At 63.0% G+C, this 17,558-nt stretch carries 17 protein-coding genes; 7 read left to right on the top strand and 10 right to left on the bottom strand.

Features of this window, described 5'->3' with window-relative positions:
• The first annotated feature begins 167 nt into the window (after nucleotides 1-167).
• A complete protein-coding gene (gene hfq, locus J6524_RS02785) occupies nucleotides 168-416 on the top strand; it encodes an RNA chaperone Hfq (protein WP_006020546.1) in 249 nt (82 codons plus the stop codon).
• Between the two features lie 11 nt (nucleotides 417-427).
• Nucleotides 428-1,804 (top strand): GTPase HflX, encoded by a 1,377-nt coding sequence (hflX, locus tag J6524_RS02790; protein WP_225668771.1) that lies wholly within the window; start codon nucleotides 428-430, stop codon nucleotides 1,802-1,804.
• A 7-nt stretch (nucleotides 1,805-1,811) separates the two neighbouring features.
• On the opposite strand, the gene mazG is transcribed toward hflX, so the two are convergent.
• Complete coding sequence (mazG, locus tag J6524_RS02795) at nucleotides 1,812-2,627, bottom strand: nucleoside triphosphate pyrophosphohydrolase (RefSeq protein ID WP_225668773.1); 816 nt, start codon at nucleotides 2,625-2,627, stop codon at nucleotides 1,812-1,814.
• A 131-nt stretch (nucleotides 2,628-2,758) separates the two neighbouring features.
• Between mazG and queC the strand changes: the two genes are divergently transcribed.
• The gene (gene queC / locus J6524_RS02800; protein ID WP_225668774.1) at nucleotides 2,759-3,487 is read left to right on the top strand and encodes a 7-cyano-7-deazaguanine synthase QueC; all 729 of its coding nucleotides are present in this window, start codon (nucleotides 2,759-2,761) and stop codon (nucleotides 3,485-3,487) included.
• Between the two features lie 72 nt (nucleotides 3,488-3,559).
• Here the strand turns inward: queC and J6524_RS02805 are convergent, their stop codons facing one another.
• The 3 genes from J6524_RS02805 to nthA are packed head-to-tail and all read right to left on the bottom strand — an operon-like array spanning nucleotide 3,560 to nucleotide 5,225.
• Entirely contained in the window at nucleotides 3,560-3,943 is a 384-nt protein-coding gene (locus J6524_RS02805) for a nitrile hydratase accessory protein (RefSeq protein WP_225668775.1), read from the bottom strand.
• Complete coding sequence (nthB, locus tag J6524_RS02810; RefSeq protein ID WP_225668777.1) at nucleotides 3,943-4,602, bottom strand: nitrile hydratase subunit beta; 660 nt, start codon at nucleotides 4,600-4,602, stop codon at nucleotides 3,943-3,945. Before nthB ends, J6524_RS02805 begins: the two co-directional genes overlap by 1 nt.
• A complete protein-coding gene (gene nthA / locus J6524_RS02815; protein WP_225668779.1) occupies nucleotides 4,602-5,225 on the bottom strand; it encodes a nitrile hydratase subunit alpha in 624 nt (207 codons plus the stop codon). Before nthA ends, nthB begins: the two co-directional genes overlap by 1 nt.
• A 135-nt stretch (nucleotides 5,226-5,360) precedes the next feature.
• Here nthA and J6524_RS02820 point away from each other — a divergent pair, with 135 nt between their 5' ends.
• From J6524_RS02820 to J6524_RS02835, 4 genes are all read left to right on the top strand, one after another.
• The gene (locus J6524_RS02820) at nucleotides 5,361-6,167 is read left to right on the top strand and encodes an enoyl-CoA hydratase/isomerase family protein (protein WP_225668780.1); all 807 of its coding nucleotides are present in this window, start codon (nucleotides 5,361-5,363) and stop codon (nucleotides 6,165-6,167) included.
• 318 nt (nucleotides 6,168-6,485) lie between these two features.
• Complete coding sequence (locus J6524_RS02825) at nucleotides 6,486-7,505, top strand: TRAP transporter substrate-binding protein (RefSeq protein ID WP_225668781.1); 1,020 nt, start codon at nucleotides 6,486-6,488, stop codon at nucleotides 7,503-7,505.
• A gap of 100 nt (nucleotides 7,506-7,605) precedes the next feature.
• Complete coding sequence (locus J6524_RS02830) at nucleotides 7,606-9,504, top strand: TRAP transporter large permease (protein WP_225668782.1); 1,899 nt, start codon at nucleotides 7,606-7,608, stop codon at nucleotides 9,502-9,504.
• A gap of 29 nt (nucleotides 9,505-9,533) precedes the next feature.
• Nucleotides 9,534-11,183: an acyl-CoA synthetase gene (locus tag J6524_RS02835; RefSeq protein WP_225668783.1), complete on the top strand. Its 1,650-nt coding sequence runs from the start codon at nucleotides 9,534-9,536 to the stop codon at nucleotides 11,181-11,183.
• 193 nt (nucleotides 11,184-11,376) lie between these two features.
• On the opposite strand, the gene J6524_RS02840 is transcribed toward J6524_RS02835, so the two are convergent.
• From J6524_RS02840 to tmk, 6 genes are all read right to left on the bottom strand, one after another.
• Nucleotides 11,377-12,009 (bottom strand): antibiotic biosynthesis monooxygenase family protein, encoded by a 633-nt coding sequence (locus tag J6524_RS02840; protein ID WP_225668784.1) that lies wholly within the window; start codon nucleotides 12,007-12,009, stop codon nucleotides 11,377-11,379.
• A 173-nt stretch (nucleotides 12,010-12,182) separates the two neighbouring features.
• On the bottom strand, nucleotides 12,183-12,980 hold the full coding sequence (locus J6524_RS02845) for an MBL fold metallo-hydrolase (protein ID WP_225668785.1): 798 nt from the start codon (nucleotides 12,978-12,980) through the stop codon (nucleotides 12,183-12,185).
• Nucleotides 12,977-13,768, bottom strand: coding sequence for a TatD family hydrolase (locus J6524_RS02850; RefSeq protein WP_225668786.1), 792 nt, complete (start codon nucleotides 13,766-13,768; stop codon nucleotides 12,977-12,979). The genes J6524_RS02845 and J6524_RS02850 overlap by 4 nt, the downstream gene beginning before the upstream one ends.
• Before the next feature lie 14 nt (nucleotides 13,769-13,782).
• Nucleotides 13,783-15,783 carry a methionine--tRNA ligase gene (gene metG / locus J6524_RS02855; RefSeq protein WP_225668787.1) on the bottom strand — a complete coding sequence of 667 codons (2,001 nt, stop codon included), beginning with the start codon at nucleotides 15,781-15,783 and terminating at the stop codon, nucleotides 13,783-13,785.
• A gap of 49 nt (nucleotides 15,784-15,832) precedes the next feature.
• Complete coding sequence (locus J6524_RS02860) at nucleotides 15,833-16,873, bottom strand: DNA polymerase III subunit delta' (protein WP_225668789.1); 1,041 nt, start codon at nucleotides 16,871-16,873, stop codon at nucleotides 15,833-15,835.
• Nucleotides 16,870-17,556 (bottom strand): dTMP kinase, encoded by a 687-nt coding sequence (gene tmk / locus J6524_RS02865; RefSeq protein ID WP_225668791.1) that lies wholly within the window; start codon nucleotides 17,554-17,556, stop codon nucleotides 16,870-16,872. Before tmk ends, J6524_RS02860 begins: the two co-directional genes overlap by 4 nt.
• Nucleotides 17,557-17,558 lie beyond the last annotated feature (2 nt).

Below are 17,558 nucleotides of genomic sequence, written 5' to 3' on the forward strand. Positions count from 1 at the left end.
CGGGCGGGGCCCGAACTGGCTTGCCTTCAAACCGCGCGTACCTTCTAATCAAATCGCCGAGCCGACCGGAGGGGGATCTCAGGGGAAGCCGGCGAGTCGGGGCAGGCTCCGTGAGAGAGCAACAACCGGCTTAACAAAAAGAAACACGAGACGGCGGGATAAAAACAATGGCGGCAGACCGCGCACAAAACCTACAAGACACCTTCCTAAACCACGTTCGTAAAACAAAAACGCCACTGACGATCTTCCTGGTCAACGGAGTAAAGCTGCAAGGAATTGTTACCTGGTTCGACAACTTCTGCTTGCTGCTTCGGCGCGACGGTCATTCGCAGCTTGTCTACAAGCACGCGATCTCGACCATCATGCCGGGAGCTCCGATCCAGTTGTTCGAAGGCGGCGAGGATGCCCCGGCTTGAGAGTGAACTGATTGGAACCCCTCGACCGTAAAGGGAGCGCCGATCGTCCGCGATCGGCAGGGGGTAAACAAAGCGGGCGGGTGATTGTCATCGGCCCTTACATGCGAATGCGCCGCGGCGATGCCGATGCGCAGGCGAATGATTCTGTGCGCGATTTCGAAGCCCGGCTCGAGGAAGCCGCCGGGCTCGCACAGGCCATCGACCTCACGATTGCCGATACCCTGATCGCGCCGGTCGGCCAGATCCGGCCCGCGACCTATCTCGGCAAGGGCAAGGTCGAGGAAATCACCGGCTTGATCGCGGGCCACGACATCGAACTGGTGGTGATGGATTGTGCGCTGTCGCCAATCCAGCAGCGCAATCTCGAGAAGGCCTGGAGCACCAAGGTGCTCGATCGCACCGGGCTGATCCTGGAGATCTTCGGCCGCCGCGCCAAGACCAGGGAAGGCGCGCTGCAGGTCGAACTGGCGCATCTGAACTACCAGCGTAGCCGCCTGGTGCGGTCCTGGACCCATCTGGAGCGGCAGCGCGGCGGCTTCGGCTTCATGGGCGGTCCCGGCGAGACCCAGATCGAAGCCGACCGCCGCCTGATCGGTGACCGCATCACGCGACTGGAGAACGAGCTGAAGAAGGTGCAGGCGACGCGGCGGCTGCATCGCGCCGGCCGGCAACGCGTGCCGTACCGCGTGGTTGCGCTGGTTGGCTATACCAATGCCGGCAAGTCGACGCTGTTCAACCGGCTGACGCGCGCCGATGTGCAGGCGGCCGACATGTTGTTTGCGACGCTCGACCCGACCTTGCGCGCCCTGAGCCTGCCGCATGGCGGCAAGGCGATGCTGTCAGACACTGTCGGTTTCATTTCCAACCTGCCGACACAGCTTGTCGCCGCGTTCCGCGCTACGCTCGAAGAGGTGCTGGAGGCCGATATCATTCTCCACGTCCGCGACATCTCGCATGAGGATGCGGAGGCGCAGGAGCGGGATGTCGATGCCGTGCTGCGCCAGCTTGGAATCGATCCGAATTCCGGCGGACGTATCCTCGAAGTCTGGAACAAGATCGACCGTTTCGATTCCGAAGAGCGCGAGAACCTGCGCAACATCGCGGCTCGCCGCCCGCCGGAGCGGCCATGTTTCCTGGTCTCCGCCGCGTCAGGCGAGGGGATCGATGCCTTGCTCAGCGCGATCGAGGATCGGCTGGCGGCCACGCGTACCACGCTCGATCTGTCGATCGACGCATCCGACGGCGCGGGGATCAGCTGGCTGCATCGCAATGCTGAGGTGCTCAACAAGGAGCTTCGCGACGGACGCTTCGACATGACCGTGCGCGTCGACGAGACCAAGCGCGATATCGTGGTGTCTCGGTTCGACGCCGTACCGCACGTGGCGTGAATCGGATTCAGCACGCGCCCTTCGCTTCATTCCACAACGCATCCATCTCTTCCAGCGTCGCGTCGTCGAGTGAGCGTCCTTTTGCCGAAAGCGCGCGCTCAATATAGGCAAAACGGCGCTCGAACTTGGCGTTGGTGCCGCGCAAGGCGGCTTCGGGATCGGCGCCGACGTGGCGGGCGAGATTGACGAGCGCGAACAGGAGATCGCCGGTTTCTTCCGCCAGTTCCTGCTTGTCGTTGCGATCGAGCGCAGCCTCGATCTCGTCGGCTTCCTCGCGGATCTTGTTCAGCACTGCGCGGGGATCGTTCCAGTCGAAGCCGACAGTTGACGCCTTGCGCTGCAGCTCCATGGCACGTGTCAGCGCCGGCAATCCGGCCTTGACGCTCGACAAAAGGGATTTGCGCGAGCTTTCCTCGGGCGGCCGCCGCGCAGCTCGCTCGGCCTTTTCCTCGGCCTTGATGCGTTCCCAGGCGCTCTTGACGCCAGCGGGCGCGATATTGCCGTCCTTGTCAGCAAACACATGCGGATGACGGCGTATCAGCTTCGTCGTGATTGCCTCGACCACGTCACCGAAGGCGAACGCATTCTGCTCCTCCGCCATGCGGGCATGATAGACGACCTGAAGCAGGAGGTCGCCGAGTTCCTCGCGCAGATCATCGAGGTCGCCGCGCGTGATAGCGTCGGCGACCTCGTAGGCTTCCTCGATGGTGTAGGGCGCGATCGTCGCGAAGTCCTGCTCGAGGTCCCAGGAACAACCGGTCACCGGCGTGCGCAGCGCTGCCATGATTTCGAGCAGCCGTGAGATGTCGCGGGAAGGGATCATGGCATTTCCGTCGTCGAAAGAAGGCTGCCGCTTTATGCCGCAAGCGGCGCGCCGATCCCAGCGGAACACGCCCAAATCGAGGGAATTTCCACCGATTGGCCTAAGGGCCGAGGAATGCTAATTGGCCTCTTATGAGCGACCAATCTTCGTCCGAAACCGCGCTGGTGCTGTTTTCCGGCGGGCAGGATTCCACCACCTGCCTGGCCTGGGCGTTGCAGCGTTTTGCCCGCGTCGAAATGCTCGGCTTCAGCTACGGCCAGCGCCATGCGATCGAGCTCGAATGCCGCGACCGGTTGCTTTCCGGCATCAAATCCTTGCGGCCGGATTGGGCGGCAAAGCTCGGCGAGAACCACACGCTGGAAATCCCGACACTGGCCGAAATTTCCGATACCGCGCTCACGCGTGATGTCGAGATCAAGATGGGCGAGGGCGGCCTGCCGAACACGTTCGTGCCCGGCCGCAACCTAGTATTCCTCACCTTCGCGGCGGCGCTGGCGTACCGGCGCGGCATCCGCCACATCGTCGGCGGCATGTGTGAGACGGACTACTCCGGCTATCCGGACTGCCGCGACGAAACCATCAAGGCGCTGCAGTCCGCGCTCAATCTCGGCATGGCGAAGAATTTCGAGCTGCATACGCCGCTGATGTGGCTCGACAAGGCATCCACCTGGAAGCTCGCGCACGAGCTCGGCGGGGCAGGGCTGGTCGATCTGATCCGCGAGCACTCCCACACCTGTTATCTCGGTGAGCGTGGCGCGCAGCACGATTGGGGCTATGGCTGCGGCGAATGCCCGGCCTGCGCGTTGCGGGCCAAAGGCTGGCGGGAATATGCGGGGAATTCGTCATTGCGAGGAGCGTAAGCGACGAAGCAATCCATTCTTGCGCCTGTGGCTGCATGGATTGCTTCGCTCACGCTCGCAATGACGGTCGGACTACCCGAAGTCTTCCGGCGTGAGCTCGATCGGGGCGCCGTGTGGCGTGCGGTCGGCGGCGTGATCCCAGGCGTCGCGGTAGCGGTGCAGGGCATCCGATGTCGTGACGCCCTTGGCGGCGACCAGCGTTTCCAGCGTTGCGAGCCAGTGCTGATAGTAGGTTTCGCCCGTGTCAGGATCGCCGGCAGCCTGTGCGCGCTTGATCTGCGCGCCGAGGGTCTCCGCCCATTCCTTCCAGGTGAACACGCCGGCCTCATGCAGTGCGAGTGCCATGGCGAAGGCGCGCGCCTCCCACGGCTCGCGAAAGACCGGGCCCTCCTCGTCGCGGGGCACGCCAGGGACGGCGACGGCCGCTCGCATCGCCTTTTGCGGGGTGAGAGCCATCACACGCGCTCCAGATAGGATTCCCAGGCGTCGACTGAGACGCTAAGCGTCGGGTCGGTATCCTTGCCCCACAATTCCGGCCCGTCGAAACGCACGGTGTAGAGCCATTGCGGGTCTTCGCCCTTGCCGAGCGAGTTGGTGTCGGGGAAGACGTGGCAGCCGTGGTTGAGCTCGATGGTGCCGAGATGGCCGCGGACATATTGCGGCAACCGGGTGTGCGTCACCGGGTGGATGACCTTCGTCCGCACGGTCTCGCCGATCGCAAACAGCGCAGGCGCCTTCGGCGCGCGTTCGGTCGGGCCGCCACGCCGGATCGCCGGAGTGACCTCGTCGGGAGCGACCGGCTTGATGCCTGGCTTGGGTGGGGAGAGCACTTTGCCGGCCTCGATCTCCTCGCGCGTCACCAGCCCGCGCTCGATCATCAGTGTTTCCAGCCCGGCCAGCCAAAGCTCGAAATAGCTCTTGCTGAGGTAATCCTCAGGTGGCCGGTTCTCGCGTGCGAACCGCGACATGTCGATGTTCCAACCACCCGGGCGCGCCATCGCGACCGTCAGCGCAAAGGCACGGCGCTCCCATTCGTCATGAAACACGGGCTCGTTCGGCTCGGGTACAACCGGGCCAAAACCCTTGACGCCGCCCATGTCATGCGCGCCGTCCATCAGGCGATCTCGCTCGGCTGTTTCGGCAGGCCCGTACCGATCATGCTGTCACGGGTGACGAGTTCGGCGAGCTGTTGCTCGCTCCAACCCTCAGTGCCCTCAGGCCGCATCGGCAGCACGAGATAGCGGATTTCGGCCGTGGAGTCCCAGACCCGGATCTTTGTGGTCTCCGGCAACGTCACGCCGAAATCCCTGAGCACGCCGCGCGGATCGGAGACGGCGCGCGACCGATAGGGCGCGGACTTGTACCAGACCGGCGGCAATCCGAGCACGGGGTGCGGATAGCAAGAGCACAGCGTGCACACGACCATATTGTGCTGCTCGGGCGTATTCTCAACGACCACCATGTGCTCGCCCTGTCGGCCGGAATAGTCGAGCTCGGCAATCGCAGCCGTTGCGTCCTTCATCAGCCGCGCATGATAGGCTGGGTCGCTCCAGGCCTTGGCCACTACGCGAACGCCGTTGCGCGGGCCGATCTTCTTCTCATAGAGATCGATCAGCACGTCGAGCGCGGCCGGATCGACATAACCTTTCTCGGTCAGGATCGACTCCAGCGCGCGCACGCGCAGCTCGGTCTCCGAAAGCTCGGAATGGTCGTGGCGATCGTGATCATGGTCGCTCATGGCGTGAGGATAGGCGCAAAATCCGGGCTATGTCGAGGCAGGGACGTTGCTATCCGGTCACCGGCAAGGCGGCGCTGCACCCAACCGGCCCTTTGTGCGTTAGGATTTCGGGAATAACGGGCAGGGAGGCAATGCATGGCCGAGTTTGTGAAGATCGAAAAAGGCCTGGGGCCGGATGGCCGCATCGCCGTCGTGCGTTTCGACCGCGGCGACGGCATCAACGCGCTGTCACCGGAAGCGATGCGCCAGCTCACGGACGCCGCGCGCAGCTTTGAGGACGACGCCGAAACCTCGGTCGTGGTGCTCACTGGCGGCGCAAAATCGTTTAGCGCCGGCTTCGATCTCAAGGACCCCGAAGGCCGCTCGCGACAAACCATGGATTTCGGCGCCCTGCGCCGGCACCTGAAGCTCGGCCCGCGGCTGACGCGCGCCTGGCAGGACATGGAACAGATCACGATCGGCGCGATCGAGGGCTTTTGCATCGGCGGCGGCGTAGCGCTGGCGGTGGCGCTTGATTTCCGTGTGATGGCCCGCGATGCCCATATGCGCGTGCCCGAGATCGGGCTCGGCATGAACATGAGCTGGCAAAGCGTGCCGCGCATGCTGCACCTGATGGGACCGGCGCGTACCAAGCAGGCCGTCATCTTGGCCGACCAGCGCATCTCGGCCGCCGAGGCTTATGAATGGGGCTTGGTCGAGGAGGTCGCTGATCCCGGCAAGACCTTCGATGCCGCGATGGCGCTCGCCGCCAAGGTCGCTGCCCAACCGCCGCTGTCGGTCGCCATGACCAAGCTGACGGTCAACCGCCTCGCGCACGCGCTCGACGATCTCGCCAGCCATATGGATCTCGACCAGTTTGCGCTCGCAAGCATGACCGAGGATCACAAGGAGGGCGTGGCGGCGTTCCTGGAGCGACGGAAGCCACGGTTCAGGGGGAAATAGCCGGTCGCAACTGCGAACCAGCGTGGAGTGCGTCATCGCTATCCGAAATTCGCATAAGGTATATTATGGAATATCTATATCAACAATTAGATCAAATGTTTAGGCGGATGTGCTGACAAATCCCGTCAGGTTTGGCAGCGAAACGGCGTGCGATGACCGGCTATGACAATCCCGCTTTGCTGCATACGACCGTTGCTATTGCCGACACTTGCCGACGCTGCAATAAGCGCCGCGAGCGCGGTGATCGCTGACGATCCCCGTGGGCGGCAGGTCCGATGCTCGGACCTCAAGAACAATAACTCTCAAGGGAGAACCAGAATGAGTTTTTCACGACGCACGCTTCTCAAGGCCACCGCTGCGTCAGCGGTTTTGGGCGGCATCGGCGCGCCATTGGTGGCGCGGGCCCAAGCTGCAGAATTTACCTATAAGTACGCCAATAATCTCCCAGACGGACATCCTATGAACGCCCGCGCCAAGGACATGGCGGCAGCGATCAAGGCCGAGACCAATGGCCGGTTCGACCTGCAGATTTTCCCGAACAACCAGCTCGGCTCCGATACGGACATGCTGAGCCAGATCAGGTCCGGCGGCGTCGAGTTTTTCACGCTCTCGGGCCTCATTCTGGCGACGCTGGTGCCGGCGGCGTCCATCAGCGGCATCGGCTTTGCGTTCCCGGATTACGACACGGTCTGGAAGGCGATGGATGGCGGCTTGGGCGCTCACATCCGGGGTGAAATCACCAAGGCAAACCTCGTGGTGATGGAGAAAATCTGGGACAACGGCTTCCGGCAGACCACCTCATCGACCAAGCCGATCAACGGCCCGGAAGACTTGAAGAGCTTCAAGATCCGCGTGCCCGTCTCGCCGCTCTGGACCTCCATGTTCAAGGCGTTCGACGCGGCCCCCGCCTCGATCAATTTCAGCGAAGTTTACTCCGCGCTGCAGACCAAGATCGTCGAGGGCCAGGAAAATCCGCTGGCGATCATATCGACCGCCAAACTGTACGAAGTGCAGAAGTTCTGTTCGTTGACGAACCACATGTGGGACGGCTTCTGGTTCCTGGCGAACCGCCGCGCCTGGGAAAAGCTACCCGAGGATGTCAGGACCATCGTCGCCAAGAACATCAATGCGGCCGCCGTCAAGGAACGCGAGGACGTCGCCAAGCTGAACGCCGGACTGCAACAGGAACTGGCTGGCAAGGGCCTGACCTTCAATCAGCCCAATGTCACGCCGTTCCGCGACAAGCTCCGCTCTGCCGGCTTCTACGCGGAATGGAAAGGTAAGTACGGCGACCAGGCCTGGGAGCTGCTCGAAAAGTCCGTCGGCAAGCTGTCGTAACTGTATAGCGTTTTCGGTCGAAGCATGCCCTCGGACTTGATCCGTGGGTGGCTCCCGGTTCGCGTGAAGAAAGCGCATCAAGACAAGAAGTGCTGCCGTTATGGCTCATGCCGAGGTGAGTGAGAGCGTTAGCGGCGAGGTGGGTCAGCCCCCTCGCCGCGGCTCGTTGCTGGCGTCAATCGAGCACGCGCTGGGAATGCTGGTCGAGATTCCGGCGGCGCTCCTGGTCATTGCCGAAATCGTCATTCTGTTTGCCGGCGTGGTGGCGCGCTATGCGCTGCATCAGCCGCTGATCTGGTCGGACGAGCTGGCCTCGATCCTGTTCCTGTGGCTCGCCATGCTCGGCGCCGCGGTCGCGTTCCGCCGCGCCGAACACATGCGGATGACGGCGGTGGTGGCCAACGCCAAGCCCGCCATGCGTGCCTATCTCGATCTGGTGGCCACGGCAGCCGCGCTGGCGTTCCTGATCCTGATCGCCTGGCCAGCTTACGAATACGCCTACGAGGAAAGCTACATCACGACGCCGGCGCTGCAGATCACCAATGTCTGGCGCGCCGCAGCGCTGCCGGTCGGCATCGCCCTGATGACATTGTTTGCCCTCCTGCGGCTGGCCCGTTCGGCCAACGCAAAGACCGTGCTGGGCGCGGTTCTGTCGGTTGCACTTATCATCGGAACGTTCTGGCTGCTCCGGGAGGCGCTCAAGCCGCTCGGCAATCTCAATCTGATCGTCTTCTTTGTTGGCGTCGCCGGCTTCTGCGTGTTCGCCGGCGTGCCGATCGCGTTCGGCTTTGGGCTTGCGACGTATGGCTATCTGGCGCTGACGACGGGCACGCCGCTGATGGTGCTGGTCGGTCGCATGGATGAGGGGATGAGTCACCTCATCTTGCTGTCGGTGCCCCTGTTCGTCTTCCTCGGTCTCTTGATCGAGATGACCGGCATGGCGCGCGCGATGGTGGCGTTCCTGGCAAGCCTGTTGGGGCATGTACGGGGTGGCCTGCATTACGTGCTGGTCGGCGCCATGTACTTGGTTTCAGGCATCTCGGGCTCGAAGGCTGCCGATATGGCCGCCGTGGCGCCGGTCCTGTTCCCGGAGATGAAGGCGCGGGGCGCCAAGCCGGGCGATCTCGTCGCCCTGCTCTCGGCCACCGGCGCGCAAACGGAAACCATTCCGCCGAGCCTGGTGCTGATCACAATCGGCTCGGTCACCGGCGTTTCGATCGCAGCGTTGTTCACCGGCGGCCTGCTGCCCGGTCTGGTGTTGGCGCTCACGCTGTCGGCGCTGGTGTGGTGGCGCTATCGGAACGAGGATCTGCGGCACGTCACGCGGGCGAACGCCAGCGAGATCCTCCGCGCGTTTGCCATCGCCCTGCCCGCCATCGCGCTGCCATTCGTGATCCGCTACGCCGTCGTAGAAGGCATCGCGACCGCGACCGAGGTCTCCACCATCGGCATCGTCTACGCCTTCATCGTGGGCTATCTGGTTTACGGCCTCTTGATCTACCGCAATTTCGACTGGCGGCGCATCATGCCAATGTTGGTCGAGACCGCGTGCCTATCGGGCGCGATCCTGCTGATCATCGGTTGCGCCACCGGCATGGCCTGGGGCCTCACGCAGTCAGGCTTTTCGCGGACGCTGGCAGCCGCCATGACCGGCCTGCCCGGTGGCTCGGCGACTTTCATCGCAGTCTCGATCGTGGCCTTTGTGATCCTGGGCAGCGTGCTCGAGGGTATCCCGGCAATCGTGCTATTCGGGCCGCTGTTATTTCCGATCGCCCGGGCGGTCGGCGTTCACGAGGTCCATTACGCGATGATCGTTATTCTCGCGATGGGTATCGGGCTATTCGCGCCGCCCTTCGGAGTGGGCTATTATGCGGCTTGCGCCATCGGACGCGTCGATCCGGCGGAGGGTATCCGGCCGATCTGGGGCTACCTGCTGGCGCTGATGGTCGGCCTGATCATCGTGGCGATCTTCCCGTGGATTTCCATCGGGTTCTTGTAGAGTCAAATTTTTCAGATGGGACAAAGCCGATGAGCGCAGCCCAGAACCAGTATTCCATCGGATTGGACAAGACGCCGGCCAATTACGTGCCGCTGACGCCGCTAAGCTTTCTGGCGCGCAGCGCCGCCGTCTATCCCGATCTCGTCAGCACCGTCTATGAAGGCCGCAGCTTCACCTGGGCCGAGACTAATGCGCGGTGCCGGCGCTTTGCGTCCTGGCTCGCCGGACGGGGCATTGGCATCGGCGACACGGTCGCGGCGATGCTGCCAAATGTTCCGGCCATGAACGAAGTGCACTTTGCCGTGCCGATGGCGGGCGCGGTGCTGAACGCGCTGAATATCCGGCTCGATGCGCCTTCGATTGCCTTCCAGCTCGATCATGGTGGCGCCAAGATCATCCTTGTCGACCCTGAATTTGCTGGCGTGATCGCGGAAGCAATGACGCTGATGAAGGGGCCAAAGCCCTTCGTCGTTGATGTCGACGATGCGATGTTTGCCGGCGGCAAGCGGATCGGTGAAATCGAATATGAGGCGGCGGTCGCGGCGGGCGATCCGACCTTCGTTGCGAGGCTGCCGAGCGATGAATGGGACGCGATTGCCCTGAGCTATACTTCCGGCACCACGGGCAACCCCAAGGGCGTCGTCACCCATCACCGCGGCGCTTATCTCAACGCCGTCAGTAATATTCTGGCCGGCAATCTCGGCCAGCATCCGGTGTATCTGTGGACGCTGCCGATGTTCCACTGCAACGGCTGGTGCTTTCCGTGGACGGTCGCGGCCTCTGCCGGCATCAATGTCTGCCTGCGCAAGGTCGATCCGGCCAAGATCTTTGAGCTGATCTCCAAACACGGCGTCACCCACATGTGCGGCGCGCCGATCGTCTATAACACGCTGATCAACGCGCCCGGCGCGCCCAAGGGCGAGGCCGCGCGGCCCGTGGTCGGATTGATTGCGGGCGCTGCGCCCCCGGTAGCAGTCCTAGAGGGTGCCGAGAGTATCGGCATCAAGCTGACGCATGTGTATGGCCTGACGGAAGTCTACGGCCCCGCCTCCGTCTGTGCCGAGCAACCGGGTTGGGACGAATTGCCCGCCGACCAGCGCGCGCAGATGAAGCGCCGGCAGGGCGTGCCCTACCCGCTGGAGGAAGCCGTCACGGTGCTCGACCCCGAGACCATGCAAGAGGTGCCGCGCGACGGGGAAACCATCGGCGAGGTCATGTTCCGCGGCAATATCGTGATGAAGGGCTACCTGAAGAACGAGAAGGCGACGCAGGAAGCCTTTGCCGGCGGCTGGTTTCACACCGGTGATCTCGGCGTGCTCGACGAGCACGGCTATATCATCATCAAGGACCGCTCCAAGGACATCATCATCTCCGGCGGCGAGAACATCTCCTCCGTCGAGGTCGAGGACGTCCTCTACAAGCACCCTGCCGTGCTGTTCGCGGCCGTCGTCGCAAAGCCCGATTCCAAATGGGGCGAAGTGCCTTGCGCCTTTGTCGAGTTGAAGGAAGGCGCCACGGCGACGGAGGCCGAGATCATCGCCTTCTGCCGCAGCCACATGTCCGGCTTCAAGACGCCCAAGGCCGTCGTGTTTGGCCCGATCCCGAAGACCTCCACCGGCAAAATCCAGAAGTTCATGCTGCGCAATCAGGTGGAGTCGGCGAAGGCGATTTCGGCGTAGTCCGCTCGCCACCATCATTGCGAGCCGACGGGTCGCGCGAATGCGCGCCCGATGACAGGCTCCGCGAAGCAATCCATCGCGCCGCTGGCGCAAGAGGAGAGATGGATTGCTTCGTCGCTTACGCTCCCTTGCGCAAACGCATCGCGTTTGTCGCAGGCAATGACGATCTGACAGACCTTTGTCTCTACGGCTGCTAAGCCTGCTCTCCTTTGACCGGCGGGTAGTACTGCGGCGCTTCGGTTCGCTCGTACATCCCGTAATCACGCATCACTTCGAAGACGCGAAAGTACTGGGTTGTTGGATCGGCAAACAGACGGGGGCCGAATTCAACGCCGGCTCGATCATCCGGCAAGTCGACGAGATGCGCAAAATTCCCATCGCGATAGACGCTCGCGAAAGCGTCACGACGCCATTCGGTCTCGGTCGGTAGCGTGGCATGTCTCGATTCCGAGACGAGGACATAGGTCGGTTTGCGGCGTGCTGGATCGTTGTAGGGCGTGCGCCGCTCGGGCTGCCAGACCGGCTGACCGGGTCGTGCTTCGTGGATGACTTGAGCAACGCGGATGCGATAGTCCGAAAAGACTCGCTGACGGCCGATGGTCTGGACATCATGATGGCGGGCGTGGACCCGCCAAGCCGTCAAGGCCCCCTCGTCCTGCCAGATCTGATAAGAGAGCAGCAGGTTCTCACGCGTCAAACTTCTGAAGCGATCGATGAAGAGGCAGCCACCCATCGCCTCAAGGTCGGGTTTCAGTGAGGCCGCAAGATCTAGATACTGATTGCGGTGCCCGGGCCGTGTCTGGACTTCAAAGAACAGGCCAATCATCGAAGTTCCCTCCGCAGTCCGCGATCGGATGAGCGATGCGTGACCGACCCTGCTCTGGGTTCTCAAGCGCCAGCTTGATCCTCTCATAGGCCGGTATGTGGCCCGGTGAAAGGCCCCACCGGGGTGTCTTTTAGTCGACAATGTGCGGCGGCAGGGATTCCGCGCTGCGGACCCTAACCGAGCTCCAGCCGCATCCCGTCATAGGCCGGGATCACCCCTGCCGGCAGACTCTGCCGCAGCACCTCGTAGTCGAGGTCGGAGTGCATGTTGGTGATAACGGCGCGCTTCGGCTTGAAGCGCTCGATCCAGCTAAGCGCGTCGTTGACGCTGAAATGGCTGGGGTGACCGGCATAGCGCAGCCCGTCGACGATCCAGAGGTCGAGATTTTCCAGCGCCGGCCAGCTCTCCTCGGGAATGTCGTGGAGGTCGGGCGTGTAGGCGGCGTTTCCAATGCGGAAGCCAAGCGCGGGTATCTTGCCGTGGTGAACCAGGAAGGCGGATAGCCTCACCGGGCCGCCCTTCCCTTCTGTTACATGACTCTCGCCCGCCTCGATCGAATGGCGCGTCAGGATCGGCGGGTAGTCGCTGCCTTCCGGCGAGATGAAGCAATAAGAGAACCGCGCCATGATGTCCTTGGCGGTCGACTGGTTGAAGTAGACCGGAATGCGCCGGCGCTGGTGCAGCACGACCGAACGGAGATCATCGATGCCGTGGGTCTGGTCGGCGTGCTCATGCGTCAGGTACACCGCGTCGATGTGATCGACCTCGGCGTCGATCAACTGTTCGCGTAGATCGGGCGAGGTATCGATCACGATCCGCGTGGTGCCATGCGCGCCATTGCGTTCGACCAGCAACGAGCAGCGACGGCGGCGGTTCTTGGGATTTTTGGGATCGCAGGCGCCCCAGCCGAGCGCCGGGCGCGGCACGCCGGCCGAGGAGCCGCAGCCGAGAATCGTCAGCGTCACCGTCATGCCGCAACCTTCGGCGCCGGCACTTTTGAGAACAGGCGGAAGAAGTTTTCAGTGGTTTGCCGCGCTATCTCTTCGAACGAAACGCCGCGCGTTTCCGCCAGAACTTTTGCGACTTCGACCACGTAGGATGGCTCGTTGCGCTTGCCGCGAAACTTGCCTGGCGCCAGATACGGCGCGTCGGTCTCGACCATGATGCGGTCGGCAGGGAGTTCAGCGGCGAGTTCGCGCAGCGCCTCGGACTTCTTGAAGGTCAAAATGCCCGTGAACGAGATCGACAGACCCAAATCGATCGCCTTCATCGCCAGTTCGCGCCCGCCGGTGTAGCAATGCAGCACCGCGCGGAACGGCCCTTTTGCTACCTCGTCCTCGAGGATGCGACGGCAATCGTCATCCGCCTCGCGGGTATGGATCACGAGCGGTAGGCCGGTTTCGCGCGCCGCCGCGATATGCGCACGAAAGCCACGCTCCTGCGCCTCGCGCGAGCCGTGCTGGTAGAAATAGTCGAGCCCCGCCTCGCCGAGCGCTACCACCTTCGGATGCTTCGTCAGCTCGATCAGCTCGCTCGCGGGGATGCCATCTTCCTCATCGGCATGATGTGGATGGGTGCCAACCGAGCAATAGACGTTGGGAAACCGCTCGACGATGGCAAGCAGACCGCCGAGCCGCCTGACCCGGGTCGAGATCGTGACGATACGGCCGATACCAGCCGTCTCGGCGCGCGCGACGATGCCGTCGAGATCCTCGGCAAAATCAGGAAAGTCGAGATGGCAGTGACTGTCGACGAGCATGGCTTGCAAACGGCTCAATCGGCCTTTGGTTCGACATAGCGCGGAAATACCCCGACCGGCGGCGGCAGCGTCGTGCCGGGCTTGATTCGCGTGGCGATCGCCGCGAAGTTGCGCGCTTCCTTCTCATCGGAAATGCCGAGACTGTCGAGTAGCTTGCTTGAGGCGTCCGGCATAGCCGGTTGCGTCAGGATGGCGACCTGACGCACCACTTCGGCGGTGACGTACAGCACGGTCTTCTGCCGCGCAGGATCGGTCTTGGCCAACGCCCAAGGCGCCTCGCCGGCGAAATAGCGGTTGGCTTCAGCGACCACGGCCCACACGGCATTCAGCCATTGATGGATCTGCTGCGTCTCCATCGCGGTACGCGAGATCTCCAGCATGCCGTCCGCCTGCGCGAGGATTGCCTTGTCGTTGTCGGAGAACTCGCCGGGCTCCGGCAGCACGCCGCCAAGCTGCTTGGCGATCATCGATAGCGAGCGTTGCGCCAGATTACCGAGATCATTGGCGAGGTCGGCGTTGATGCGCGCGACAATGGCTTCGTGGTTATAGCTGCCATCCTGTCCGAACGGCACCTCGCGCAGGAAGAAGTACCGCATCTGGTCGACGCCATATTGATCGGCCAGATTGAAGGGGTCGACGACATTGCCGACAGATTTCGACATCTTCTCGCCCCTGTTGAACAGGAAGCCGTGCGCATAGACGCGCTTCTGCACAGGGATGCCCGCCGACATCAGGAACGCCGGCCAGTACACCGCGTGGAAGCGAATGATATCCTTGCCGATGATGTGCACGTCCGCCGGCCAGTAGCGCCAGTTCGGATTGTTTTCGTCGGGGAAACCGACGCCGGTGATGTAGTTGGTCAGGGCATCGACCCAGACATACATCACGTGCTCGGGATCGTTGGGCACCTTGACGCCCCAGTCGAACGTCGTGCGCGAGATTGACAGATCCTTCAGCCCGCTTTTGACGAAACTGATAACTTCGTTGCGGCGCGAATCCGGCCCGATGAAATTCGGCTGGCTCTCGTAAAGCTCCAGCAGGCGGTCCTGATAGGCCGACAGGCGGAAGAAATAGCTCTTCTCCTCGACCCACTCGACCGGCGTGCCCTGCGGGCCCCGGCGCACATTGTCCTCGCCGAGGACGGTTTCCTCCTCGGCGTAATAGGCCTCGTCGCGCACCGAATACCAGCCGGAATAGGTATCGATGTAGATGTCGCCGTTCTCCTGCATCCGATTCCAGACCACCTGAACCGAACGATGGTGGTCAGGCTCCGTGGTGCGGATGAAGCGGTCGAACGACACGTTGAGACGCTCGTCCATCTCCTTGAAACGGCCGGCATTGCGCGCAGCTAGATCAGCGACGCTCATTCCTTCAGCATCAGCGGTCTGCACCATCTTCAGGCCGTGCTCGTCGGTGCCGGTTAAGAAAAACACGTCCTTGCCGTTGAGCCGCTGAAACCGCGCCAGCGCGTCGGTCGCGATCGCCTCATAGGCATGGCCGATATGCGGGATGCCGTTCGGATAGGCGATCGCGGTGGTAATGAAATAGGTGTTGCGCTCGGCAGCAACTGCCGGCGCAGCCGCGGGAGCTGGCGCTGTGCTCGGTGGAGCTGCCTTCGGAGTTTCTGCCGCGGGCGTCGCCTGCACCTCAGGATTTGCTTCGAGCGCTACGGCACGTTTCTTTGATGCGGCTTTCTCTGCCGGCTTTTCCGCCGATTTCCCGGCAGGTGCCGTGTCGGCAGGTGTCTTACTGAAAGATGCCTCATTGGCAGATGGCTTGGCCGCTTTCTTTGTGACCTTCTTCGCTGCATTCTTCGGTGCTTTTTTCGCGACCTTGCTGGCAGACTTCTTCGAGGCCTTGCCACCCTTCTTCGCGCCGCGCTTGCTCTTGGTCGCGCTACTTTTGGTCGCTCGCTTTTTCGCAGCAGCTTTCTTGCCGGCGCGCACGGGTGGCGATTTGCGAACCTTCTTCGCCTTGCGCTTTTTCGAAGCTTTCTTTCCAGCCTTCGCCACCATGGATTCCTTTATATGTCGAAAATTGTCGGGATTGTTGTCGGACGGAGCGTTACCGCGTTGCTTCCGCGAGCATTCCGAACACCGAGAAAACCAGCGGTTTTCGCTCCAGATTGTAGGCTTCGGTGTCGCGCGCGGCGCTGATGATCTTTTCCCATACCTCCGCCAACCGTGCAAGGCGGGGCAGGTTCGCGTTGGCGTCCCCAGCGCGCAGCTTTTCACCGATCCAGCGATCGATGCCGTCGATGAAAGCAGCCAGCGCCACCCGGTCACTGGTGCCGAGCGCATCGCCGAGCGCGTGCAGCTCGCGGGGGTCGACCTGCGGCAACCTCGCCAGCAGCGCCGCAGTTCGCTGCTGCAGCTTCAGTGCGTCGCCGCCGAGCAGCGTCAGCGCGCGGGACACGCTCCCCTCGGCGGCGTAGGCGGCTTCCGAGAGTGCCGGATCGTCGGCTGCAATATCAGCGGCCCGCGCCGCCGCGCGAATGACGTCGTCGGTTGCGAGCGGCCTCAGCGGTAGCTTGCGGCAGCGGGACAGGATCGTCGGCAAGGCCCGTGCCGGTGAATGGCTGACGAGAAGGAACAACGATCGTAGCGGCGGCTCCTCGAGGATCTTGAGCAGCGCATTGGCGGCGTTCGGATTGAGCTCGTCGACGGTATCGACAATGCAGACACGCCAGCCGTCCACCGCCGCGGTTGAGCCGAAGAACGAAATCGTCTCCCGCGTGTCGTCGACGGTGATCACGGTTCGCATCACGCCGCGATCGTTGAGACCGCGCTCCAGGACGAGCAGTCCGCCATGCGCGCCGGCAGTGATCTGGCGCGCGACGGGATTGTCCGCATCGATCGCAAGCGTCTCGGCACCCTGCACCGCAGGCGATTCCGGCCTGGCATTGGCGAGCACGAAACGGGCCATGCGATAGGCGAGTGTCGCCTTGCCGATGCCTTGCGGGCCGCCGATCAGCCAGGCATGCGGAATGCGCCCGCTGCGATAGGCATTGAGCAGTGCCGTCTCCGCATCGCTGTGGCCGAACAGATCGGCCGTATCGCGAGGATGCCTGACCGCAACCTCCTGCTCGGTCTTGCGTGCACTCATGCCGTCCCCGCCGGGGTGGGCAGCGCGAACAGGTGCTCGCGTAGCGCGGTCCAGACGCGGGCGGCGACCGTGTCCGCATCGGCATTGGCATCGATCAGCACACAGCGCTGCGGATCCTCAGTGGCGATCTGCCGATACGCATCGCGCAGGTGCTGATGAAACTGCAGATCTTCCGCCTCGAAGCGATCGGGCGCGCCGCTGCCGCGGCGAGCTGCGGCCCGCTGCAGCCCCACCTCCACGGGGATGTCCAGGATGATGGTCAGGTCCGGTTTGAGGTCGCCGATGGTGACGCGCTGCATGGCGTTGAGCACGCTCGGCGATACCTGCCCCAGGCTGCCCTGATAGGCCCGGGTCGAATCCGAGAAGCGGTCGCACAGCACCCACGTTCCCTGGCTGAGCGCGGGCTGGATCACCGTACGGACGTGATCGTCGCGGGCGGCCGCGAACAGCAGCGTCTCCGCCTCCGGCCCAAGCAATTTGCCCATTCCCGACAGCACGAGATGACGCATGATCTCCGCGCCCGGCGATCCACCGGGCTCGCGGGTGACGATGACGCGCAGCTTTGCCGCCGCAAGACGCTCGGCGAGCTTCTTGATCTGCGTGGACTTGCCGGAGCCCTCGCCGCCTTCAAAGGTAATGAACTTCCCGCGTCCGGAAGGCCGTTGCAGCGCTGCGTGGTTCATGT

The organism is Bradyrhizobium hereditatis, from assembly GCF_020329435.1.
In the GTDB taxonomy this organism is placed as follows: Bacteria; Pseudomonadota; Alphaproteobacteria; order Rhizobiales; family Xanthobacteraceae; genus Bradyrhizobium; species Bradyrhizobium hereditatis.